20 protein-coding genes are annotated in these 20,533 nt (G+C 71.9%); 3 read left to right on the plus strand and 17 right to left on the minus strand.

Features of this window, described 5'->3' with window-relative positions:
* Positions 1 to 8: 8 nt before the first annotated feature.
* The 10 genes from LR948_RS10500 to tsaA all read right to left on the minus strand — a co-directional run bounded on the left by LR948_RS10500 (position 9) and on the right by tsaA (position 6,408).
* Positions 9 to 641 carry an urease accessory protein UreF gene (locus LR948_RS10500; protein WP_232753972.1) on the minus strand — a complete coding sequence of 211 codons (633 nt, stop codon included), beginning with the start codon at positions 639 to 641 and terminating at the stop codon, positions 9 to 11.
* On the minus strand, positions 634 to 1,113 hold the full coding sequence (locus LR948_RS10505; protein WP_232753973.1) for an urease accessory protein UreE: 480 nt from the start codon (positions 1,111 to 1,113) through the stop codon (positions 634 to 636). Before LR948_RS10505 ends, LR948_RS10500 begins: the two co-directional genes overlap by 8 nt.
* A gap of 263 nt (positions 1,114 to 1,376) precedes the next feature.
* Positions 1,377 to 3,089 carry an urease subunit alpha gene (gene ureC / locus LR948_RS10510; protein WP_232753974.1) on the minus strand — a complete coding sequence of 571 codons (1,713 nt, stop codon included), beginning with the start codon at positions 3,087 to 3,089 and terminating at the stop codon, positions 1,377 to 1,379.
* Positions 3,090 to 3,276: 187 nt separating this feature from the next.
* Complete coding sequence (locus LR948_RS10515) at positions 3,277 to 3,594, minus strand: hypothetical protein (RefSeq protein WP_232753975.1); 318 nt, start codon at positions 3,592 to 3,594, stop codon at positions 3,277 to 3,279.
* 95 nt (positions 3,595 to 3,689) lie between these two features.
* The gene (locus LR948_RS10520; protein ID WP_232753976.1) at positions 3,690 to 4,094 is read right to left on the minus strand and encodes a lysozyme inhibitor LprI family protein; all 405 of its coding nucleotides are present in this window, start codon (positions 4,092 to 4,094) and stop codon (positions 3,690 to 3,692) included.
* Entirely contained in the window at positions 4,095 to 4,400 is a 306-nt protein-coding gene (locus tag LR948_RS10525; RefSeq protein WP_232753977.1) for an urease subunit beta, read from the minus strand.
* Complete coding sequence (locus tag LR948_RS10530; protein WP_232753978.1) at positions 4,397 to 4,600, minus strand: hypothetical protein; 204 nt, start codon at positions 4,598 to 4,600, stop codon at positions 4,397 to 4,399. The genes LR948_RS10525 and LR948_RS10530 overlap by 4 nt, the downstream gene beginning before the upstream one ends.
* Positions 4,601 to 4,622: 22 nt before the next feature.
* The gene (locus LR948_RS10535; protein WP_232753979.1) at positions 4,623 to 4,925 is read right to left on the minus strand and encodes an urease subunit gamma; all 303 of its coding nucleotides are present in this window, start codon (positions 4,923 to 4,925) and stop codon (positions 4,623 to 4,625) included.
* A gap of 4 nt (positions 4,926 to 4,929) precedes the next feature.
* Entirely contained in the window at positions 4,930 to 5,769 is an 840-nt protein-coding gene (locus LR948_RS10540) for an urease accessory protein UreD (protein WP_370634933.1), read from the minus strand.
* Positions 5,770 to 5,931: 162 nt separating this feature from the next.
* Entirely contained in the window at positions 5,932 to 6,408 is a 477-nt protein-coding gene (tsaA, locus tag LR948_RS10545; RefSeq protein ID WP_232753980.1) for a tRNA (N6-threonylcarbamoyladenosine(37)-N6)-methyltransferase TrmO, read from the minus strand.
* Positions 6,409 to 6,753: 345 nt separating this feature from the next.
* Here tsaA and LR948_RS10550 point away from each other — a divergent pair, with 345 nt between their 5' ends.
* Positions 6,754 to 7,620 carry a helix-turn-helix transcriptional regulator gene (locus LR948_RS10550; protein WP_232753981.1) on the plus strand — a complete coding sequence of 289 codons (867 nt, stop codon included), beginning with the start codon at positions 6,754 to 6,756 and terminating at the stop codon, positions 7,618 to 7,620.
* 122 nt (positions 7,621 to 7,742) lie between these two features.
* Here the strand turns inward: LR948_RS10550 and LR948_RS10555 are convergent, their stop codons facing one another.
* The 4 genes from LR948_RS10555 to LR948_RS10570 are packed head-to-tail and all read right to left on the minus strand — an operon-like array spanning position 7,743 to position 12,281.
* Positions 7,743 to 8,444 carry an ABC transporter ATP-binding protein gene (locus LR948_RS10555; protein ID WP_232753982.1) on the minus strand — a complete coding sequence of 234 codons (702 nt, stop codon included), beginning with the start codon at positions 8,442 to 8,444 and terminating at the stop codon, positions 7,743 to 7,745.
* Complete coding sequence (locus LR948_RS10560) at positions 8,437 to 9,207, minus strand: ABC transporter ATP-binding protein (RefSeq protein WP_232753983.1); 771 nt, start codon at positions 9,205 to 9,207, stop codon at positions 8,437 to 8,439. Before LR948_RS10560 ends, LR948_RS10555 begins: the two co-directional genes overlap by 8 nt.
* Positions 9,204 to 11,042 carry an ABC transporter permease gene (locus LR948_RS10565; RefSeq protein WP_232753984.1) on the minus strand — a complete coding sequence of 613 codons (1,839 nt, stop codon included), beginning with the start codon at positions 11,040 to 11,042 and terminating at the stop codon, positions 9,204 to 9,206. Before LR948_RS10565 ends, LR948_RS10560 begins: the two co-directional genes overlap by 4 nt.
* A gap of 33 nt (positions 11,043 to 11,075) precedes the next feature.
* The gene (locus tag LR948_RS10570; protein WP_232753985.1) at positions 11,076 to 12,281 is read right to left on the minus strand and encodes an ABC transporter substrate-binding protein; all 1,206 of its coding nucleotides are present in this window, start codon (positions 12,279 to 12,281) and stop codon (positions 11,076 to 11,078) included.
* 165 nt (positions 12,282 to 12,446) lie between these two features.
* Here LR948_RS10570 and LR948_RS10575 point away from each other — a divergent pair, with 165 nt between their 5' ends.
* On the plus strand, positions 12,447 to 13,406 hold the full coding sequence (locus LR948_RS10575) for an aldose epimerase family protein (protein ID WP_232753986.1): 960 nt from the start codon (positions 12,447 to 12,449) through the stop codon (positions 13,404 to 13,406).
* A 473-nt stretch (positions 13,407 to 13,879) separates the two neighbouring features.
* On the opposite strand, the gene LR948_RS10580 is transcribed toward LR948_RS10575, so the two are convergent.
* A complete protein-coding gene (locus tag LR948_RS10580; RefSeq protein ID WP_232754136.1) occupies positions 13,880 to 15,268 on the minus strand; it encodes an FAD-binding oxidoreductase in 1,389 nt (462 codons plus the stop codon).
* Positions 15,269 to 15,338: 70 nt separating this feature from the next.
* Positions 15,339 to 15,641, minus strand: coding sequence for an SH3 domain-containing protein (locus LR948_RS10585; protein ID WP_232753987.1), 303 nt, complete (start codon positions 15,639 to 15,641; stop codon positions 15,339 to 15,341).
* A 450-nt stretch (positions 15,642 to 16,091) separates the two neighbouring features.
* On the opposite strand from LR948_RS10585, the gene LR948_RS18890 reads away from it, so the two are divergent.
* Complete coding sequence (locus tag LR948_RS18890) at positions 16,092 to 19,826, plus strand: HlyD family secretion protein (protein WP_255702923.1); 3,735 nt, start codon at positions 16,092 to 16,094, stop codon at positions 19,824 to 19,826.
* A gap of 375 nt (positions 19,827 to 20,201) precedes the next feature.
* On the opposite strand, the gene LR948_RS10595 is transcribed toward LR948_RS18890, so the two are convergent.
* Positions 20,202 to 20,495, minus strand: a complete 294-nt coding sequence (locus LR948_RS10595) for an acyl carrier protein (RefSeq protein ID WP_232753988.1) — start codon at positions 20,493 to 20,495, stop codon at positions 20,202 to 20,204.
* Positions 20,496 to 20,533 lie beyond the last annotated feature (38 nt).

The following is a 20,533-nucleotide window of genomic DNA, read 5'->3' on the forward strand; positions in this document are numbered from 1 at the left end:
TCCTTTCGTCAGGAGCGGAAAAGCTTGGTCTCGAGCGCCTCGTGGCGCATGGCGGCGATGTCGAGCGCGGGCGCGAAGCCGCCGATCTCGTCGAGCGTGGCGGACAGGGCGGCCCGCGCGGTGGCGGCGATCCGGGGCGTGGCGCCCGCGATGGCGGCCTGGCCTTCGCCCTGGCCCAGCGGCACGAGCCGCATGGCGGCGCCGGCATAGGTCTGGACCGCGGCCATGAGGCAGGCTTCGAGCGCCGCGCCGGGATCGAGCCGCAGGAGATGCACCGCCCGGCCCGCGGCCACCGGATAGGCCATGTCCGGCAGGTCGAGCCCCCAGACCCGCCGCGCGGTCGCGGCGAAGGCGGCACCGGTCAGCGCGGTCTCGCGGCGGCGGTGGGCGGCACCCGAGAGCGCGGCGGCCAGCTCGGCCAGCGGCGCCGGATCCGCGCCCGCGGCGGCCTGGGCAAAAAGCACCGCGTCGCTCCAGCCCGCGCCGTGGCTCAGCCAGTCGGCCAGCCAGGCCTCGAGCTCCGCGCCCGAGGTCAGCCGGGCCTCGGCGACCAGGGTCTCGAGCCCGTGGGAATAGGCGAAGCCGCCGGTCGGGAAGGCGGGCGAGAAGAGCTGGTGCAGGACCAGCCCGGCCTCAGGCATGGGCGTGATCCCCGGGGCCATGCGCGTGGGAGTGGTCGTGCCCATGGGTGCGGCCATGGCCATAGGCGCCGCCCTCGGGGGTGAAGGGTTCCTCCACCGCGCGGGTCTCGGCGCCGAGGCGGGCCAGGAGGTCGGCCATGACGTGGTCGCGCTGGATCAGCAGGCGATGGGCCTCGATCTGGCAGGGCGTGTGGCGGTTGCCGATGTGCCAGGCGAGCCGCACGAGGTCGCCGCCTCTGATCTCGAGGAGCGGCTCGGGCGCGGCGGCGATGGTGATCTCGCCCGCCTCGGTCAGAAGCACCCCGCCGGCGGCGAGCGAGGTGGTCTGCGCGAGGTCGACGAGCAGCGCCCGCCCGTCGTCGAGGCGGATCACCCGGCGACGCAGGAAGCGGCCCTCGTAATCGAGCGTGACCCGCCCGATCGGGGCGGCATGGGCGTGGTCGTGATAGGCGCGGGCGGTCAGGTCGGTCATCGGGAGGCTCGGGTTGGGGCTGGGGATTGGGTTGTGGCGGTTGGCAAACGGTGGGGATCGGTACGGGAGGGTTGGCAAACGGTGGGGGTCGGGGTGGAACAGGTGGTGTGCGGCGGGACGGGCGGTCAGGAGAAGATCAGAGCGGGGCGTCGGTGTCGGGCTCGAAGCGGGACGGCGGGTTGCGAAGGAACGGCGCGGCGGGTGGCGGATCGGAGCGGGATGGCGCGCGGTCCATCCCTCATCAGCCCCCAGCTCCCCCCCGCTCAGAACAGGAAATACCGCTGCGCCATGGGCAGCTCGGCGGCGGGCTCGCAGGTCAGGAGCTGCCCGTCGGCGCGCACCTCGTAGGTCTCGGGGTCGACCTCGATCTTCGGCGTCGCGTCGTTGAGCAGCAGGTCGGACTTGCCGATGCCGCGGGTGCCGCGCACCGCGACGACCTCCTTGGCGAGGCCCAGCGCGTCGCCCACCCCTCGGGCCTCGGCCGCCGCCGAGACGAAGGTCACCGCGGAGCGTTCCACCGACCGGCCATAGGCGCCGAACATCGGGCGGGAATGGACCGGCTGCGGCGTCGGGATCGAGGCATTGGGGTCGCCCATCTGCGCCATGGCGATGGTGCCGCCCAGAAGCACCATGTCGGGCTTCACACCGAAGAAGGCCGGCGACCAGAGGCAGAGGTCGGCGCGTTTGCCCTCCTCGATCGAGCCGATCTCGTGGCTGAGGCCATGGGCGATGGCGGGATTGATGGTGTATTTCGCCACGTAGCGGCGGACGCGCAGGTTGTCGTTCTCGCCGGTCTCTTCCGACAGGCGCCCGCGCTGCTTCTTCATCTTGTCGGCGGTCTGCCAGGTGCGGATGATCACCTCGCCGACGCGGCCCATGGCCTGGCTGTCCGAGGCGATGATCGAGAAGGCCCCCATGTCGTGCAGGATGTCCTCGGCGGCGATGGTCTCGCGGCGGATGCGGCTTTCGGCGAAGGCCACGTCCTCGGGGACGCGCTTGTCGAGGTGGTGGCAGACCATGAGCATGTCGAGATGCTCTTCCAGGGTGTTCACCGTGAAGGGCCGCGTGGGGTTGGTCGAGGAGGGCAGCACGTGCTCCTCGCCGCAGATGCGGATGATGTCGGGGGCATGGCCGCCGCCCGCGCCCTCGGTGTGGAAGGCATGGATGGTGCGGCCCTTCATGGCGGCCACGGTCTGCTCCACGAACCCCGATTCGTTCAGCGTGTCGGTGTGGATCATCACCTGGACGTCGTGATCCTCGGCGACGCTCAGGCAGGTGTCGATCGCTGCGGGCGTGGTGCCCCAGTCCTCGTGCAGCTTGAGCGCGCAGGCGCCGGCCTCGACCTGTTCGACCAGCGCGCCGGGCAGCGAGGCGTTGCCCTTGCCCGCGAAGGCGAGGTTCATCGGGAAGGCATCGGCGGCCTGCAGCATGCGCCCGATGTGCCAGGGCCCGGGCGTGCAGGTGGTGGCCAGCGTGCCATGCGCGGGCCCGGTGCCGCCGCCGAGCATGGTGGTCAGGCCCGAGTGCAGCGCGTCCTCGATCTGCTGGGGACAGATGAAATGGATGTGGCTGTCGAAGCCGCCGGCGGTCAGGATCCGGCCCTCGCCGGCGATGACCTCGGTGCCGGGGCCCACGGTGATCTGCACGCCCGGCTGGGTGTCGGGGTTGCCGGCCTTGCCGATGCGCGCGATCCGCCCGTCGCGCAGCGCCACGTCGGCCTTGTAGATGCCGCTGTGGTCGAGGATCAGCGCATTGGTGATCACCGTGTCCGGGGCGCCCTCGGCGCGACTGGCCTGGGACTGGCCCATGCCGTCGCGGATCACCTTGCCGCCGCCGAATTTCACCTCTTCGCCATGCGGGCCGGTCAGGTCGCGCTCGACCTCGATGATCAGATCGGTGTCGGCGAGCCGCAGCCGGTCGCCGGTGGTGGGACCGAACATGGCGGCGTGATCGGCGCGGGAGATGGTGGCGGGCATGGGCAGAGCCTTCCGTGAGAGACCCCGCGAGCCTTGCCCCGCGCCGGGGGGCTGTCAAACCGGAGGGCAGCTTCGCAAAGCCCCCACTGAGACGGCAAACGCCTGGCAATATTGGAAAATATCGCCAGGCGCCTGATCGGCCGGGGCACCCCGCGCGAGGCGGTGTGCCCATTTTTTCAGCAGATGCTCAGACCGGCGTCGCGTGGGTGCGGCGCGGCGGCAGGCCGGGCGGCGTCGCGGGCTGGCGGCGGCTGCCGCGGCGGCGGGCCGGGGTCAGCTCGACCAATCGGGCGCGCTCCAGCGCCTCGGCGCGGGTGGCGCATGGCGCGGTCTCTTCCGACGCCTCCTTCGGCGGCTCCTTCACCGTCGGGCGGATTCCCCAGACCGCTTCCGCCGACGAGGCCGCCATGGCATCGAACATGATCTGCGACATCTTGATCTGCTGGCTCCAGATCGCCCCCGACCAGGCGAGCCAGCTGCGTGTCGCATCCATCGCTGTGAACATCCGTCTTATCCTCCCTTTGACGGTGGTTCCCTTCGCGGGGGCGCGGATCGGCGCCCCCTGCCCCGCGCCGCCCGGGCTGGCGGCGCGCGGCGCTCCTATCCGCCGTCGAGGATTTCCCTGAGATCCTCGGTCCGGCGTTCGGTCAGCCGCGCGAGGCAGCCGAAGCGCAGAAGCGGCTGCATCGAGCCGCCGCGCGCCATGTAGCTTTCCGCCTCGCAGGCCGCGTCGCGGAAGGGGATCCAGGCGCGCTGCGCCTGGCGCATGGTCTCCTCGGCCGGGGCCGCCCCCTCGGGCAGATATTGGACCCAGCGACGTAACTCGGCGATGACAGCGCGCCAAACGCGGTTCAGCTCGGCATCGGCGGCGTCATAGGCGCGCGCGGCGCAGAGGTTCATGTCGCGCTGGGTCATGGCATTGGCGCAGTCCACCTCCTGGGCCGGGGCCCGTCCCGGCAGGAGCGCCGCGACGAACGCGGCCAGGACAAGGCCCGCGCGACGCATCTAGAGCGGCCCCATGACCTGGGCGTTGAAGCCGAAGACCCGGCGCGCACCGGCATAGGGGATCAGCCGCACCTCGCGGCGCTGGCCCGGCTCGAAGCGCACCGCGGTGCCCGCGGCGATGTCGAGCCTGTGGCCGCGCGCGGCGGCGCGGTCGAAGTCGAGCGCGGGATTGGCCTCGGCGAAATGGTAATGCGAGCCCACCTGCACCGGCCGGTCGCCGGTGTTGGCGACCATGAGGGTGATCGGCACGCGGCCCTCGTTCAGCGTCAGATCGCCGGGGGCGGTGAGGATCTCTCCGGGGATCATGGCCGCCCCCGGTACCGGCGCGCGTCGCGGCGCGGCAGGCGCAGCTCACCCCGGGCGAGCACCCCGGCCAGGGCCAGGACCGCCAGCGCGGCGGTCACCGCAAGCCAGCCCGCGCCGTCGTGAGGGTGCAGATGCGCGCCCTCGTGGGCAAAGGCGGGACCGGCCAGAAGGGCCGCGGCGGGGATCAGAAGGTGGCGCATCGTGGTGCTCCTTGCAGGCATACTAGCGGATCGGGTTGTGAACGGTGACAAGTTTTGTGCCGTCGGGGAAAGTTGCCTCGACCTGCACCTCGTGGATCATCTCGGGCACGCCCGCCATGCATTGCTCGGCGGTCAGGACCTCGGCGCCGGCCTGCATCATCTCGGCGACGCTGCGGCCGTCGCGGGCGCCCTCGACCACCGCGTCGGTGATGAGCGCGATGGCCTCGGGGTGGTTGAGTTTCACGCCGCGCGCGAGGCGGCGGCGGGCCACCTCGGCGGCCATGGAGACAAGCAGCTTGTCCTTTTCGCGGGGGGTCAGATTCATCGTCTCACAGCATCCAGGGTCGGGGAAGATCGGCCGCGCAGGCGTCGCGCAGCAAGGGCAGAAGCGTGTGGCGCAGCTCGAAGCCGTCGGGGGCCAGAACGCGCGCGACCACCAGTCCAGGCAGGGGGGAGGAGATCCCCGCCGTGACCGGCAGCCGCGCCCGGAGCGCCGGGAGTTGCCCCTCGGCGCCCGGTGCCGCGATGACCAGGGTGGCCATCGCACGGGCTCCGTCGGCGACGCCGGGCCGGGCCAGGGCTGCGGCGGCATCGCCACTCAGCGCCAGGCGGTCGGCATGGATCAGCGCGCCGCCGCGGCGAATGTCGATGCGGTCGCGCAGGGCCAGGCGGCGGACCTCCTCGCCCATGGCCGCGCGTCCGAAGATCAGCGTCTCGACCCCGAGGAAGCGCGCGTCCTCGGCCATCTCGACGCTCAGGCGCCGGTCGAGCGCGGCGCCGTCGAAGAGGATCGTCTCCTGCGGCAGCCAGTCGAGCCGCGCGCCGGGCGCCAGCGTCAGCCGCGTCTCGACCCGGCCCGGCGCGGGGCCCTGCGCGCGGTAGATCCGCTCCGCCGCCTGGCTGGTCAGCGTCAGATGCGCGCCCGCCTCGGCCCCGGCCTCGAGCGTGAAGGCGTCGCCCCCGGTGATCCCGCCCGCGGTGTTGAGCCAGGTCGCCGAAAGCGCCCCGCCCGCCCCATGCGGGAAGAGCAGCCGCAGCGACCCCTCCTGCCGAAGCGCGGCGATCCGGCTGGCCCCGGCGCGCAGCCGCGCGGTGATCCGCGCCCGGCCACGGGCCCGCTGCCGGGCCGGTCCCGGGGCGTCATCTGCCAGATCGTAGGGAATCGTCACGCTCCAAAAGTCACCCCGAAAGCTGAGCGCGCCCGGCGCGGCGGTTGCAAGCGCGGGCACCCCGCCCGGGGGGCCTGTGGCAAATTCACAAGGACGCTGCACAAAAAACAGTCAGAGCGGGGGGACCGGTGGGGCGCGGGCGGGCGGTGCCGCGCGCGGGGTTCAGCCCTCCACGCCGGGTTTCGGCGGCGCGGGCGGGCTGTAGGCGCAGGCCTCGGGCTTGATGTCGAGAAGCGGCGTGCCGTCGATGCAATCGAGCCCGCGGACCAGCAGCGCCGCGCCCTCGCGGCCCACCAGCCGCACCCGCGACAGGCCGATCGGATTGGGCCGCACCGGCGAGCGCAGCGAGAAGGTGCCGCGCAGCGCCCCGTCCGATTTCGGGCTTTGCGTGACCAGGTCGCGGCGCGAGCGATCGAGCCAGTAAAGCACGTCGAGGGCTTGATAATTCTCCAAACCGTCAAGCGCCGGGACCCAGGCCTCGTCGAGCTCGAGCCGGCAGAGCGGCCCGTCGGGCACGCCCTGGCGCGGACAGTCGGCGCGGGTGGCAAAGGGCGTGCGGCAGCGCCCGATGAAATAGAGCCCCGCCGAGGGCACCTCGGGCAGCTCCGCGGTGGTTTCGCCGGGCCGGATCTCGGTCATCTCAGCGCCTTTTTTCTGCCATCTGTCCTGTCTAGCGTGATCGAAACGCCCCGGTCCATCCAGGATCGGACCGGCACCTGATCCGGACTCACAGTCCGAGCCCCGCGGCTAGATCAATTTCCGCGAATATGTCCTTGCATTTAAATACATTGACCTAACGGCAGCGCATCGGCTTGCTGCGCGCGATATCGGCGCATCAGGTTTCTTAGTGCCTTTGGTTAACGAGTTTCCCCCTTCCCTCCGCAGCGGGGGGAAGGGGGCATATCACAGACCCCTGCCCGCTTGCTCCGCGCCCCCCGCCGCCGCATAGTCCGCCCCGGAGCGATCAGGGGGATAGCGGCTCGGATGCCCGAATTTCTGACGGTGCGGGAACTCGCCGAACTACTGCGGATCAAGGAGCGGAAGGTCTACGACCTGGCCGCCTCGGGGGCCGTGCCCTGCGCCAAGGTCACCGGCAAGCTGCTGTTTCCCGAGGACGAAGTGCGCGCCTGGATCGCCGGGGGCCGCTCGGGTCCCGCGCCCGAACGCCCGGCGCCGCCGCCGGTCTTCCTTGGCAGCCACGACCCGCTTCTGGAATGGGCGCTGCGGCAGTCGGGCGCGGGGCTCGCGACGCTTTTCGACGGTTCGGGCGCGGGGCTCCGGCGCTTCCTGCGCGGCGAGGGCCTGGCCGCGGGGCTGCATCTGCCGGGCCCCGGGGGCCGCTGGAACATCCCCGCTGTCGAGGCCGAGGCCGCCCGCACCGACGCCGTGCTGATCGCCTTCGCGCGCCGCCAGCGCGGGCTGATCCTGCGCCCCGGCATGGCGAAGGGAACGCGCGGGCTCGAGGCCCTGCCCGACCTCTGGATCGCGCCGCGCCCCGAGACCACCGGCAGCGAGAAGCTCTTTGCCACGCTCCTGGCCGAGGCCGGCCTCGACCCCGCCCGGCTGATGCGCACCGGCACCGCCCAGAGCGAGGAGGACGCCGTCTTCGCGGTGAAACACGAAGAGGCCGACACGACCTTCGGCCTCGAGGCGCTGGCACGGACGCATGGGCTCGATTTCCTGCCGCTGGCCGAGGAACGCTTCGACCTGCTGGTCGACCGCCGCGCCGCCTTCGAGCCGCCGCTGCAGGCGCTGTTCGAGGTGATGCGCTCCGAAGCCTTCCGCGCCCACGCCGCGCAGCTCGCGGGCTACGACGTCCGCGAGGCTGGCACGGTGCGCTGGAACGCGTGAGGGTGGGGGGCGGAAGTCAGTGCTAGGGCGTAAGCCCTTGATTTAAAGCCGGACCTCAGGCTCTCCCGCCACCCTCTGGGCTTGCTTTCAAAACAGCCATCAACGCCAGATCCCCCGCCCCCTCACACAGCCAGGTGCCGCGCCGTGACCTCGGGGGCGGCATCGAGCTCCGCGAAGCTGCCCTCGAAGACCACCCGGCCGTGGTCGATCACCGCCACGCGGTCGGCCACGGCGCGGGCGAAGGGCAGCGACTGTTCGGACAGAAGGATGCTCAGCCCCGCCCGCTTCAGCCGCAGGATCGCGCGGGCCATCTCGGTCACGATCACCGGGGCGATGCCCTCGGAGGGCTCGTCGAGCAAGAGGCAGGCGGGGTTGCCCATCAGCGTCCGGGCGATGGTCAGCATCTGCTGCTCCCCACCCGACAGCGCCTTGCCGCGCGCCTCGGCGCGTTCGGCGAGGTTCGGGAACAGCTCGAAGAGCGCCTCTTCCTGCCAGTGCGGCAGCCCCTCGCGCGGCTTCTGGCGCCCGGTCTCGAGGTTCTCGCGCACGGTGAGCTGGGTGAAGATGCGCCGCTCCTCGGGGACATAGCCGAGCCCGGCGCGGGCGACGCGATAGGCGGGCCAGCCGGTGATCTCCTGCCCGTTGAGCCTCACCGAACCGCGCGCCAAGGGCAGCATCTGCATCGCCGCCTTGAGCGTCGTGGTCTTGCCCGCGCCATTGCGCCCCAGAAGCGCCACCACCTCGCCGCGGCCGAGCCGCAGGGACAGGCCCTGCAGCACCTGCGCCTTGCCGTAGAAGACCTCTGCGCCCGCGATCTCAAGCATCGGCCAGCGCCTCCGGGTCGAGCCCCCCGCCCAGGTAGACCTCGCGGACGCGCGGATCGGCGCGCACCGCCTCGGGCGCGCCTTCGGCGATCAGCGCGCCGCGGTCGAGCACCATGATCCGCTCGGCATGGCCGAAGACCACGTCCATGTCGTGTTCGGTGAAAAGGATCGTCATGCCGGTCTCGCGGGCGATGCGGGTCACCGTCTGCATGAGCTCGCCGCGCTCGCCCGCGGCCATGCCCGCAGTGGGCTCGTCCATGAGCAGGAGCCGCGGTTCCAGCGCCAGCGCGATGGCCAGCTCCAGCCGCTTCAGATCGCCATAGGCCAGAATCGCGGCGGGCCGCTCGGCGACCTCGGCCAGGCCCACCGTCTCGAGCAGCGCCTGCGCCTCGGCGCGGTAGAGCCGGGTGGCGAAGCCGCGCAGGCTCAGCCCCCGGCGGCGATGCGCCAGAAGCGCGGTCTGCACGTTCTCGATCACCCGCATCGAGGCCCAGGTGCCGGTGATCTGGAAGGTCCGCCCGACGCCCCACCGGGCGATGCGCGCCGGGCTCAGCCCGGTGATCCGCCGCCCGTCGAAACGCGCCTCGCCTTCGGTGGGGCGGGTCTCGCCCATGAGCATGCGGAAGAGCGTCGACTTGCCCGCCCCGTTGGGCCCGATCAGCGCCTGGATGTCGCCGGGCGCGAGGGCGAAGCTCACCCCGTCGACCGCGCGCAGGGCGCCGTAGTGGCGCGACAGGCCCCGGACCTCGAGCAGCGCGCTCATGGCCGCACCCGCGCCCAGAGCGCCCGCGCGGTGCCGACCAGCCCCTGCGGCGCCAGCGTCACGATGAAGAGCACCACCAGCCCCAGCGCCAGGCGCCAGTAGTCGAAGCGGGTCAGCCAGTCGACGCCGGCCTCGAAGACCGCGCCGCCGACCCAGCCGCCCGAGAGCGTCTTCACCCCGCCCAGGAACACCACGATCAGCGCGTCGAAGCTGCGGGCGATCTCGAGCTCGTTGGGAAAGACCGAGCCCTTGGCGAAGACGAAGAGCCCGCCGGCGAGCCCGGCCATGGCGCCCGCGAAGGTGAAGGCCGCCCATTGCAGCGCGCGGGTGTCGAAGCCGGTGGCCGCCGCCCGGGGGGCGTTGTCGCGGGCCGCGCGCAGCGCGTAGCCGAAGGGCGCATGGGCGGCGTGGCGCAGCGTCAGGATGCCGCCGACCGAAAGCGCGAAGGACAGCAGGTAGAAGACCGTGTTGCTGTCGGCCCAGCGCGCGGGCCAGATGCCGATCAGCCCGTCCGAGCCGCCGGTCACCCCGGCCCATTGCCAGACCAGCGACCAGAGGAGCTGCGCGAAGGCCAGCGTCAGCATGGCGAAATAGACCCCGCTGGCGCGGAGCGCGACAAAGCCGATGCCCAGCGCCAGCCCGCCCGCGATCAGCGGCGCGAGCAGGAGCGCCAGCTCCATCGGCGCACCTGCGTGCCGCACCAGGAGCGCCGCGGCATAGGCCCCGCCGCCGTAGAAGGCCGCGTGGCCGAAGCTCACCAGCCCCGCCTGGCCCAAGAGGAAGTGCAGCGAGGCGGCGAAGAGGCAGAAGATCGCGATGTCGGTGGCCAGGACCAGCGCGAAGGGCGAGCCGTAGACCGGCAGCGCCGCCAGCGCGGCGAGCGCCATCCCGACCAGGAGGCGCATCCTGGCCGAGGCCGGGGCGATCGGGTCCTCAGGCGGGCCGACCTGGCCCAGCTCTCCGGCCACCTCCTCGCGGCCCAGAAGCCCGAAGGGCCGCCACATCAAGACCGCGACCATGACCACGAAGGTCAGCGCCAGGGTCGATTGCGGCAGGTAGCTGACCCCGAAGACCCCGACCACCGAGATCAGCACCGAGGCCAGGTAGGCCCCGGGCAGCGAGCCCATGCCGCCCACCACCACGACCACGAAGACCGAGGTCAGGATGGTGAAATCCATCAGGAGGTCCGCCCCGCCCCTGGGCAGCTGCAGCGCGCCGCCGAGGCCCGCCAGCGCGCAGCCCAGCGCGAAGGTCGCGGTGAAGAGCCAGCGCTGGTTCACGCCCAGCGCGCCGACCATCTCGCGGTCCTGGGTGGCGGCGCGCACCAGGATGCCGAAGCGCGTGCGGGTGATCAGCGCCCAGAGCGCCAGCGCCACCAGCGGCGTCAGCGCGATCAGCGCGAGGTCGTATTTCGGCACCGGCTCGCCGAGGATGCGGACCACCCCGCGCAGCCCCGGGGCGCGCGGGCCCAGAAGGTCCTCGGGGCCCCAGATCATCAGCGCCAGGTCCTGCACGATCAGGATCACCCCGAAGGTGGCGACCAGCTGGAAGAGCTCGGGCGCGGCATAGACCCGGCGCAGGATCACGATCTCGACCAGCGCGCCGATCAGCCCGACGCCGAGCCACGCCAGCAGGATCGCCCCCCAGAAGCCGAAGCTGCCCGGCAGCACCTGCATCAGGCTCCAGCCCAGGTAGGCCCCGAGCATGTAGAAGGAGCCATGGGCGAAGTTCACGATCCGGGTGACGCCGAAGATCAGCGACAGGCCCGAGGCGACCATGAAGAGCGCCCCGGCATTGGCAAGCCCGGTCAGGATCTGCGCGAGGATCAGGCCCATCGGGGGGTGTCCCTTCGGCCAGGAGGCGGGGGGTTACTCGGCGGCGCGGCGGGTCTTCACCTCGGCGTCCTCGGGCAGATAGGCCGCGCCGTCGCGGTAGGCCCAATCGACCATGACGCCCGCGCCCTCTTCAACCGCCGTGGTGCCGACGAAGGCGCCCATGGTTGACTGGTTGTCGATCTCGCGGTAGGTGACCTCGCCCACCGGGCCGGTGACGCTCAGACCTTCGAAGGCGGCGCGGATGGCCTCGGGCGCGAAGCTCTCGGCGCGCTCGAGCGCGGCGGCGACCGAGAGGCCGGTCATATAGCCCACCAGCGAGCCGTTCTTCGGGCTTTCCTCCCAGCGGGCGGTGTAATCCGCGACGAATTCCGCGTTGGCGTCACCCTCGAAGGCATACCAGGGGTAGCCGGTGACGACCCAGCCTTCGGGGGCCTCGGCGCCCAGGGGCTCGAGGTATTCCGGCTCGCCCGAGAGCAGACCGAAGACCGCGCGGTCCTCGAAGAGGCCCCGGTCGGCGCCTTCGCGGACGAACTTGGCCAGGTCCGGGCCGAAGGTGACGTTGTAGATCGCGTCGGGCTTGGCGCGTTCCAGCGCCTGCACCTCGGCGCCGGCGTCGATCTGGAAGAGCTGCGGCCATTGCTCGCCGACGAATTCGACCTCGGGCTTGAGCGCGGTCAGCACCTCCTTGAAGGCCGCGACCGCGTCCTTGCCGTAGGCGTAGTTCGGCGCGATGGTCGCGAAGCGCGTGGCCTCGGTCTTGGCGGCCTCCTCGGCGAGCATCGCCGCCTGCATGTAGGTCGAGGCGCGCAGCCGGAAGGTCCAGGGGTTGCCCTCGGACCAGACCAGCGCGTCGGCCAGGGGCTCGGAGGCCAGGTAGACCCAGCCCTTGCGGTCGGCGAGCGAGGAAATCGCCAGCCCGACGTTCGACAGGATCGAGCCGGTGAGCATCACCGCGCCCTCGCGGGTCATCAGCTCCTCGGCGATGCGGATCGCCTCGCCGGGCTCGCCCTGGTCGTCGCGGTAGATCACCGCGATCTCGCGCCCGGCGATGCCGCCCGCCGCGTTGACCTCCTCGATGGCCATCTCGTAGCCCTTGCGATAGGGCTCGGCGAAAGCGGCCATGCGCTTGAAATGGTTGATCTCGCCGATCACGATCGGACCGTCCTCCTGGGCGGCGGCGGGCAGTGCGAATGCGGCCAGCACGGCTGCGGACAGGGCGGTGAAGGTTCTGCGGAACACGGGGCGGTTCTCCTCTGGGGCCTCGGGCTGGATCGGTGGCCCGTGTTTACGGCGGTCATCGGCCCGGATGTAAAGCCCCAAAACGGCGTCAATTGCCCGCACGGGCTTTCCAAAAGGCGGCAGGGCTGCTTGTTTCGGAGCCATTGCACCCCGAGGAGACCCCCAGTGACCGCATCGACGCAGAAACTCGCCGACACGCCCGAGGGCCCCTTCTGGTGCATCGACATCGGCGCCGGGGCGCTCTCCGCGCGGATCGTGAACCGCGGCGCGGCGCTGACCGACCTGCGGCATGCGGGCGTCGCGCGGCCGCTGGTCCTGGGGCTCGCCGATCCCCTGACCTATCTCACCGACCGCGAGTTCCTGGGCGCGGTGGTCGGCCGGGTCGCCAACCGCATCGCGGGCGCACATGTGAGGCTCGGGGACCGCGACTATCCGCTGGTGCCGAACGAGGGGCCCAACATGCTGCACGGCGGGCCGGGCGGCACCTGGGGGCGGATCTGGCAGCTCGAGGAGGCCTCGGCCGAGGCGGTGACCCTGTCGCTTGTGCTCGAGGACGGCGACATGGGCTTTCCCGGGCGGCTGCATCTCGAGGCGCGCTATTCCTGCGCCGGCGAGCGGCTGAGCCTGGAGCTCACCGGCCGCGCCGAGGCGCCGACCTTCTGCAACCTGGCGAGCCATCTCTACTACCTGCGCCCGCCCGGCACCCGGCTGCAGGTGCCCGCCGAACACTACCAGGCGGTCTCCGAGGGCATCCCCGAGGGCGACCCCGTGCCGGTCGAGGGCGGTTTCGACTTCCGCACCCCGGTGCCGCTCAGCGATCCGATCGACCACAACCTGTGCCTCGCCCGCCATCGAGCCCCCTGCCGCGAGGTCGCCCGTCTCCTGACGCCCGACGCCCGGCTGGTGCTCTCCTCGACCGAGCCGGGGCTGCAGGTCTACGACGGCCGTCACCTCGACCTGCCCGGCGGCCACGCCGGCGCGCGCTACCGCGCGGGCGACGCCGTGGCGCTCGAGCCCCAGGCCTGGGTCGACGCCCCGAACCGCGCCTGGGCCGACCAGGTGCGCCTGGAGCCGGGCGAGAGGTATCGGCAGGAGACGGTGGTGGAAGTGCTGCCGGGCGGGTGAGTTTTGGGGACCTTGGCTGTTGGCTGGGTTGATGTGGTTGGAAGCTACGCAGCTTGCCCCGTCGCTCCGACCACGCCTAGAGCCCAAAGCCTCCCCCAACACCCTCACACCCCATCCCATCAGAGGGCGCGCGCCGGACCGGGGGCCGGCGCTGCCGACCTCTGATCGAGGCGCTTAATCCCCGCAAGGTCAGGGCTAGTGGCGAGCTAGGCGGGCCACCCACAAGAGCGCCGGCCCATCGGGCCGGTCCGGCGCGCGCCCGGCACCTTCGGTGCTATTCGGGCGCAAGGAGGGGCAAGGGTGGTTGTCGGGGCGCCTAGTCACCAGCGGGCTGCACGGGAAGCGCTGCGTGAGGGGCGACGTCGCAATACTGCGGGCATCCGACAAAATCCCGCTACAGCCGGGCCCTTCTGCGCCAAGCGCGCCCGAACGCGACCGCGCAAACCAGCCAACACAGCCCACCTCAGCCCCCGTCACACCTCCACAATCTTCCCCGGGTTCATCAAATTCAACGGATCCAGCGCCCGCTTGATGTCCGCCATCACGTCCAGCGCGTCGCCGTGTTCGTCGCGCATGTAGCGCATCTTGCCGCTGCCGATGCCGTGTTCGCCGGTCACCGTCCCGCCGAGCTCCAGCGCGATATGGCTGACCTTGGAGGCCAGGGCCCGGGCGGCGGCGAGCTCCTCGGCGTCCTCGGGGTCGACCAGGATCGAGAGGTGGAAGTTGCCGTCCCCGACATGGCCCACCAGCGGCGCCACGAGGCCCGCCTCGGCGATCAGCGCCTTGGTCCGGGCGATGGCCTCGGCCAGCGCAGAGATCGGCACGCAGCTGTCGGTGACCACGCCCTGCGCGCCCGGGCGCAGCGAGCGGGCGGCGTAATAGGCGGTGTGGCGCGCCTCCCAGAGGCGGGTGCGCTCCTCGGTGCGGGTCGCCCATTGGAAATTCGCCGCCCCGTAGTCGGTGGCGATCTCGCGGAAGCTCTCGACCTGTTCGGCGACGCCCGCCTCGGTGCCGTGGAACTCGAGGAACAGATGCGGCCGCTCGGGCAGGCCCAGGTCGGGGTTGTAGAGCGCCATGCCGCGCATCTGCACCTCGTCCAGCAGCTCGATCCGCGCCATCGGCAGGCCCGACTGGATCGCCAGGATCACCGTGTCCACCGCCGCGGCGATGTCGGGGAAGTCGCAGGTCGCCGCCGAGATCCGCTCGGGCTGGCCCACGAGCCGCAGGGTCAGCTTGGTGATGATCCCGAGCGTGCCCTCGGAGCCCACGAAAAGATGCGTCAGGTCATAACCCGCCGAGGATTTCCGCGCCCGGGTGCCGGTCTCGATCACCCGCCCGTCGGCCAGCACCACCTCGAGCGCCAGGACGTTCTCGCGCATGGTGCCGTAACGCACCGCGTTGGTGCCCGAGGCCCGGGTCGCGGCCATGCCGCCGAGCGTGGCATTGGCGCCGGGATCGACGGTGAACATCAGCCCCGTCGCGCGCAGCGCCTCGTTCAGCTCCTTGCGGGTGAGGCCGGGCTCGACCACCACGTCGAGGTCCTCTTCGTGGACCTCGAGGATGCGGGTCATGCGGCTGGTGTCGATCGAGATCCCGCCTTTCACCGGCACCACGTGGCCCTCGAGCGAGGAGCCGATGCCGAAGGGCACCACCGGGCAGCGGTGGGCATGGCAGGCGGCCATGATCCGGCTCACCTCCTCGGTGGTCTCGGGGAAAGCCACGGCGTCGGGCAGATGCGGGGTGGCATAGGCCTCGTCGCGGCTGTGCAGCTCGCGCACCGACTGCCCGGTCGAGAGCCGCTCTCCGAGCAGCTCCGACAGCTCCGCGATGAGCGCGCCCCAGGCGCCGCCCTGTCCGTCCATCATATCCGGTCCTCCCTCTGCGATCTCGGCGCAGAGCCTAGCAGCGCGGGGAGGTGAGGGAAACGGGGCCTCAGAGCCGGCGCAGGTAGCTCTGCGAGACGTAGCCCGTCATCTCCGGCGTGCGCTCGAGCGCCACGCGGCACCAGCGCACCCCGCCCTGCTGGTCGCAGTCGCGCACCTGCACCAGCGTGCCGTTCGGCAGGCCGGTATAGACGTCGAAGCCGGTGCCCGGCCCGGCGCGCAGCTTCAGCATGTCGCCCTCCTCGACGCCGTAGACCACGGAGAGCCCGCGCTCGCCCGCCAGGCCCGTGCCCGGCGCCTGGCAACCCGCGAGGGCGGTGAGCGCGAGGGCGCTGAGGATGAGATTGCGCATGGGGTGGGTCTCCTGCTCTTTGCCGTCTTTTCCTTGGTGTAGCGGGTTGGTCGGCGGAACGGAACATGGGGTGAGGGGGGGGCCGGGCGCGCGGGCGGTGGCGCGGGCGAATTTGTGCCCGGGAGGTGGGGTGCGGTGAGGGGCATCCGGCGCGGATGTGGGCCGGGAATGACGGTCTGTTTCCCTCGGGCAGCTTGGCGCGCCTTTGACCCGCTCTCACCCCCGCCCCAGCTCCACCCCAACCGCAGGCGCGGCAGAAAGGACAACACCCCGCGCCCAAGCGCCCTGCCCCCTTGCAGCGCGCTTTTGCAAAGCCCCGCGCCGCGGCTATACTTTCCGTGATTTTTCAAGGGCCGGGCCGTGAGAGGCCCCGCTTGGACCAGTGCGGAGCCCGGCGCGACGCGCGCATCGTCCCGGTGGATGCCGGGCGACAAGGGAAGCAGGTGCCGCATGGCTCGCACGAACAGCCCCTTCGACACGGTGAAACCCGACGCCGATTACGCCCGCCCGCGGCTGAAGTCGGGCGTGCGCCGCGCCGCCGATGCGCCACCCCGTGGCCTTGCGCGTGGCGCGCGGGAGCCCGCGCTGGCGCTGCGCAACCCCGAGACCGGGCGCAGCATCCGGCTGAGCGGCCCCGAGGCGGCGCTGCTCGAACAGGCCGACGGCAGCCGCGACCTCGCCGCGCTGCACGCCTGCCAGCCCGAGGAGGGCGCGCTCGACCCCGAGGGGGTCATGGCCTTCTTCCGGCGGCTGAGCATCATGGGCTTCCTGGCCTCCGAGGCCGAGCGCGAGAGCCCCGAGCCACCCGCGCGGCCGCTCCGCGAGCGCGGCGCCGCGCTGCGCGGTCGGGCGCCGCGAGCTGGTGCGGGCGCGCGGGCCGCGCGGACCGGGTCGGGCGGGACGACCTCTGGGGCCGGGGCTGCCGAGGCCGGCGGCTCTGGTCCGTCCGAAGCGGCTGGCACCGGGAGCCGTCCGGCGCGACTTGAGACCGCCAAGGCCAAGGCGCAGAAGACCATGGAGGCGCGCCGCCGCCACCAGGCGCAGAAGCAGGCGGAGGAAGAGGCGGCTTCGGGGGCCAAGCCTGCGGAGGACGATCAGCGGGCGGAGGTGCCGAGCGCGGAGCGCGGGACGTCTGGGGAGACGGCCCCGGTGACAGATGCGGCGTCTGAGGCGAAGGAACCCGCGCAGGCGAAAAAGGGGTCTGAGGGCGCGGTTAAAGCGGCAAAGACCGGCGATGGAAAGACGGCGCAGAACGCTGGCGTGACGTCGCTGGATGAGGCTCCGCGCCCGACACCGGACGAGACAAGCGCCGCCTCCGAGACCAGTGACTCCACCCCGGCCAAACCGCCGCGCGGGCGCGGGGGAGCGCGGTTGCGCGCGGTGCCGACCTCGCCGCGGCAGGAGAAGACCGAGGGGACGGGACGTGAGGCAGCGGCGCAGCAGGCATCTGCCGAGACAATGCGATCGGCGTCGCCAGTTGCACCCGTGGCCGGAACGGAAGAGTCCGAAGCCCCGGCCGAACGACCCCAAGGATCGGGCCGCAATCGGACGAGCGGCGCGGCGAAAAACACGGGCGGCCCGTCGCGCGGCGCGGGCAGTGCCCGAGGCGCTGGCGCGCGCGGAACCGGCATCGACGGACCGCGAGCCTCTGGCGTTGGCCCACGCCAGACCATCATCGACGGTTCGAAGGCCACCGGCGCCGAGGCGCGTGGCACAGACGGCCCGAAAGCGACCGGCACGGCCCAAGAGGCTCCCGCGCTTGATCCGCTTGCGACAGTGACCGCCACGCTGCGACCGGCGAGCGCTGCCGAGGCGGCGGAAGACATCGAGGCGGATGTCGACGCGCTCACCGCGGAGCTGGCCAATGACTTCGGCATGGATTTTGTCGGGCGGCCCGGCGAAGGCGCCGGCGGAGAGCCCGCCGGGAGCCGGATGGGTGGCGAGGGGCAGCGGCTCCGCGCGCTCCTGGCGGCGCGGCAGGGCCAGGGCGGCATGGGCGGCGGCTTTGGCGGCGGCATGGGCGCTGGTCTCGGCGGCATGGGTGCGGGCATGGGCGGCGGCTTCGGCGGCGGCATGGGTGCGCGCGGCGGGCTTGGCGCGGGCATGGGCGGCATGGGCGGCGGGCTCGGTGCCATGGGCGGCCTCGGGGCCGGCATGGGCGCGGGCATGGGCGGCGGCTTCGGCGGCATGGGCGGCATGGCCGCCCAGCAGCCGGGCCCCGAGGAAGGCCCCGCGCGGCTGCCGCTCTTCAACCCGCAGGCGCTTCTGAAACTGCTCTACATCGCCTTCTACCCTGCCAAGTTCCTGTTCTGGGCCCTGGTGCCGCTGGTGCTGATCGCCGGCATGACGATCTTCCAGAACTGGGAGCCGCTGATCGCCGACATCTACGCCGCCCTCGGGCAGGTCTCGCGGCTCTGGGTGCTGATCGGCGCGGCGGGCATCGTGAACCTGGTCTCGCGGCTCGCCCAGGGGGTGGCCATCGTCGCCCATGGCGGGCGGGTCTCGCGGCTGGGGGTGACGCTGATGCTCGGCATCCTGCCGCGCTTCTACGTCGACACCAGCGCGGTGCGGATGCTCGACCGGCGCGGCCAACTCTGGGCCCATGGCGCGCCGCTCCTGGCGCGGCTCGCGACCTTCGGCTTCGGCATGCTCTTCTGGGCGGTGACCCGTGACAGCGGCACCTGGTTCGCCGACATGAGCCTGATCGCCGCCAAGATCGGCCTGATCGTCTTCGTGCTCTCGGCCTTGCCGCTGATCCCCGCCGAGGGCCAGCGCTGGATGGCGGTCTATTTCAACGACCCGCGGCTGATGCCGAAGACGCTGGCCGCGCTGCGCCATGTCTTCTTCCGCCGCCCGCTGCCGCCCTTCGTCGGGCGCGCCGACCTCGGCCCGCTGATCTTCTTCGGGCTGGCCACGGTGATCACCTCGGTCGCGGGGCTGACGGCGCTGGCGATCTATGCCGCCATCGCGCTCGAGCGCGAGCTCGGCGGCATGGGGGTGTCGATCTTCTTCGGCCTGGTCCTGGCCTTCGTGATCTGGCTCCTGGCGGTCAAGGCGACGCTCGGGCGGCGGATGGCGCAGATGAGCCCGCAGATGGCGGCCATGGCCGCCGAGACCGGCCCGCGGCCGCATCCCCTGGAAGCGACGACCGGGGCCCAGGCCTCGGGCGCGGCCAAGGTGGTCTGGGCGCTGATCGGCGCGGGCCTCCTGGCGGTGGCCTTCCTGCCCTATACCTACGAGGCCGGCGGCCAGGTCGAGATCCTGCCCGCCTCGCGCGCCAAGGCGATTGCCCGGACCGAGGGCGAGGTGATCGAGCTCTTCGTGACCAAGGGCGAGCTGGTGGCGCCCGGCCAGCCGCTGGCGCAGCTCTCGAACTGGGAACAGCTCAGCCAGCGCGACGTGACCGCGACCGAACTGGCCGCCGCCGAGGCGAAGCTGCAGCGCCTGCGCGCCGGGGCCAAGCCCGAGGAGGTCCGCGTGGCCGAGACCCGGCTCGACAGCGCCCGGGCGGCGCTGGCCTTCTCGGAGGCGGAGCTGGCGCGGTCCGAGGACCTGGCGGCGAAAGGCACGATCAGCGGCAAGGACCTCGAGAAGGCCCGCGCGGCGCATCAGAACGACCTGAGCGCGCTGGCCTCGGCCGAGGCGAACCTGGCGCTCGTCGAAAGCGGCGCCACCGCCGAGGAGCTGGCGATTGCCGAGGCCGACGTGCAGCGGCTGCGCATCCAGCTGGCCTTCCACGAGGCCGAGGTCACCCGCACCCGGGTCGAGGCCCCGATGGCGGGCCGGGTGATCACCTCGGACCTGGAGCTGCAGATCGGCAGCTTCCTGCGGGTCGGCGACCCTCTGTTGGAGATCGAGCGGACCGAGCGGATCTCGGCGGCGATCGACGTGCCGGAGTTCGACATCACCCTGATCGCCCCCGGCGACGCGGTGCGGATGAAGGTGCGCGGCTACCAGGAAGACGAGATCGAGGGCCGGGTCGCCGCCATCGCGCCGACCGCCGAGGACAAGGGCTACGGCCGGGTGGTGCGCGTCGACGCGGTCTTCGAGAACCCCGACGACTTCCTGCGCTCGGGCACCACGGGATACGCCAAGATCGAGGGCACCGAGATGCGCGTCTGGGAGGCCTACCTGCGCAGCATCCAGCGGTTCTTCCAGATCGAGTTCTGGTCCTGGATCCCGTGAGGCGGGCGCGGGTGCCGGGCGGGCCGGGCTGACGGTCCGGCCCTCGCGCGACGCTCTGGCACATGGAGGCGAGACTCGACGGCGGCCTTCCGCAAGCGCGCCCTCGGCCCATCATCCCCCTCTTCGGTCAAAGCCGCGCCGACCAGCGAGTCCGGCCTTCGGTCAGGGGCAGGCCGCCCCGTACTACCGGGCCTCGGCAAGGGGCACACCGCCCCGCATTGTCGGGCCTCGGTCGCGGTCGCGCCGTCCCGCATTGCCGGGCCTCGGTCAGGGTCGCGCCGTCCCTCAGAGGCGGTCTTCGACCATCGCCCCCCACCGAAACGAAAAAGGCCCCGGCGCAACGCCGAGGCCCCAAGTCTCGCGAGCTCCGCGCCTTCAGACCGCCTGCAGCTCCTCGTGCAGGAAGGCGGCCACGTCCTTCACCGCCACGTCGTCCACATAGGCGCCGTCCTTGATGAAGAGCTTCTCGAAGGGCAGCCCCTTGCGGTCGAGCTTCTGCTCCAGCGCCACGCAAAGCTGCACCACGTCGATCGACTCGAACTCCAGGTCCTCGATCAGCGTGGTCTCGGGCTGGATGCCGCCCTCGATCTCGAGGCCCCAGTCCTCGACGGTGGTTTCAAGAACCGATGTGACGGTGCTCTCCAGCGCCTTCTGCGACGTGTCGGTCATGTGCAAATCCCTTGTCTGTCAATCTCCGGTCCCTGGGA

Source organism: Roseivivax sp. GX 12232, assembly GCF_021272185.1.
GTDB lineage: Bacteria > Pseudomonadota > Alphaproteobacteria > Rhodobacterales > Rhodobacteraceae > Roseivivax.

Excerpts from the sequence above, each read along its gene's own strand:
- LR948_RS10500 (WP_232753972.1), bottom strand. The coding sequence starts at position 641 with ATGCCTGAGGCCGGGCTGGTCCTGCACCAGCTCTTCTCGCCCGCCTTC.
- LR948_RS10505 (WP_232753973.1), bottom strand. The coding sequence starts at position 1,113 with ATGACCGACCTGACCGCCCGCGCCTATCACGACCACGCCCATGCCGCC.
- ureC (WP_232753974.1), bottom strand. The coding sequence starts at position 3,089 with ATGCCCGCCACCATCTCCCGCGCCGATCACGCCGCCATGTTCGGTCCC.
- LR948_RS10515 (WP_232753975.1), bottom strand. The coding sequence starts at position 3,594 with ATGTTCACAGCGATGGATGCGACACGCAGCTGGCTCGCCTGGTCGGGG.
- LR948_RS10520 (WP_232753976.1), bottom strand. The coding sequence starts at position 4,094 with ATGCGTCGCGCGGGCCTTGTCCTGGCCGCGTTCGTCGCGGCGCTCCTG.
- LR948_RS10525 (WP_232753977.1), bottom strand. The coding sequence starts at position 4,400 with ATGATCCCCGGAGAGATCCTCACCGCCCCCGGCGATCTGACGCTGAAC.
- LR948_RS10530 (WP_232753978.1), bottom strand. The coding sequence starts at position 4,600 with ATGCGCCACCTTCTGATCCCCGCCGCGGCCCTTCTGGCCGGTCCCGCC.
- LR948_RS10535 (WP_232753979.1), bottom strand. The coding sequence starts at position 4,925 with ATGAATCTGACCCCCCGCGAAAAGGACAAGCTGCTTGTCTCCATGGCC.
- tsaA (WP_232753980.1), bottom strand. The coding sequence starts at position 6,408 with ATGACCGAGATCCGGCCCGGCGAAACCACCGCGGAGCTGCCCGAGGTG.
- LR948_RS10550 (WP_232753981.1), top strand. The coding sequence starts at position 6,754 with ATGCCCGAATTTCTGACGGTGCGGGAACTCGCCGAACTACTGCGGATC.
- LR948_RS10555 (WP_232753982.1), bottom strand. The coding sequence starts at position 8,444 with ATGCTTGAGATCGCGGGCGCAGAGGTCTTCTACGGCAAGGCGCAGGTG.
- LR948_RS10560 (WP_232753983.1), bottom strand. The coding sequence starts at position 9,207 with ATGAGCGCGCTGCTCGAGGTCCGGGGCCTGTCGCGCCACTACGGCGCC.
- LR948_RS10565 (WP_232753984.1), bottom strand. The coding sequence starts at position 11,042 with ATGGGCCTGATCCTCGCGCAGATCCTGACCGGGCTTGCCAATGCCGGG.
- LR948_RS10580 (WP_232754136.1), bottom strand. The coding sequence starts at position 15,268 with ATGGACGGACAGGGCGGCGCCTGGGGCGCGCTCATCGCGGAGCTGTCG.
- LR948_RS10585 (WP_232753987.1), bottom strand. The coding sequence starts at position 15,641 with ATGCGCAATCTCATCCTCAGCGCCCTCGCGCTCACCGCCCTCGCGGGT.
- LR948_RS18890 (WP_255702923.1), top strand. The coding sequence starts at position 16,092 with ATGGCTCGCACGAACAGCCCCTTCGACACGGTGAAACCCGACGCCGAT.
- LR948_RS10595 (WP_232753988.1), bottom strand. The coding sequence starts at position 20,495 with ATGACCGACACGTCGCAGAAGGCGCTGGAGAGCACCGTCACATCGGTT.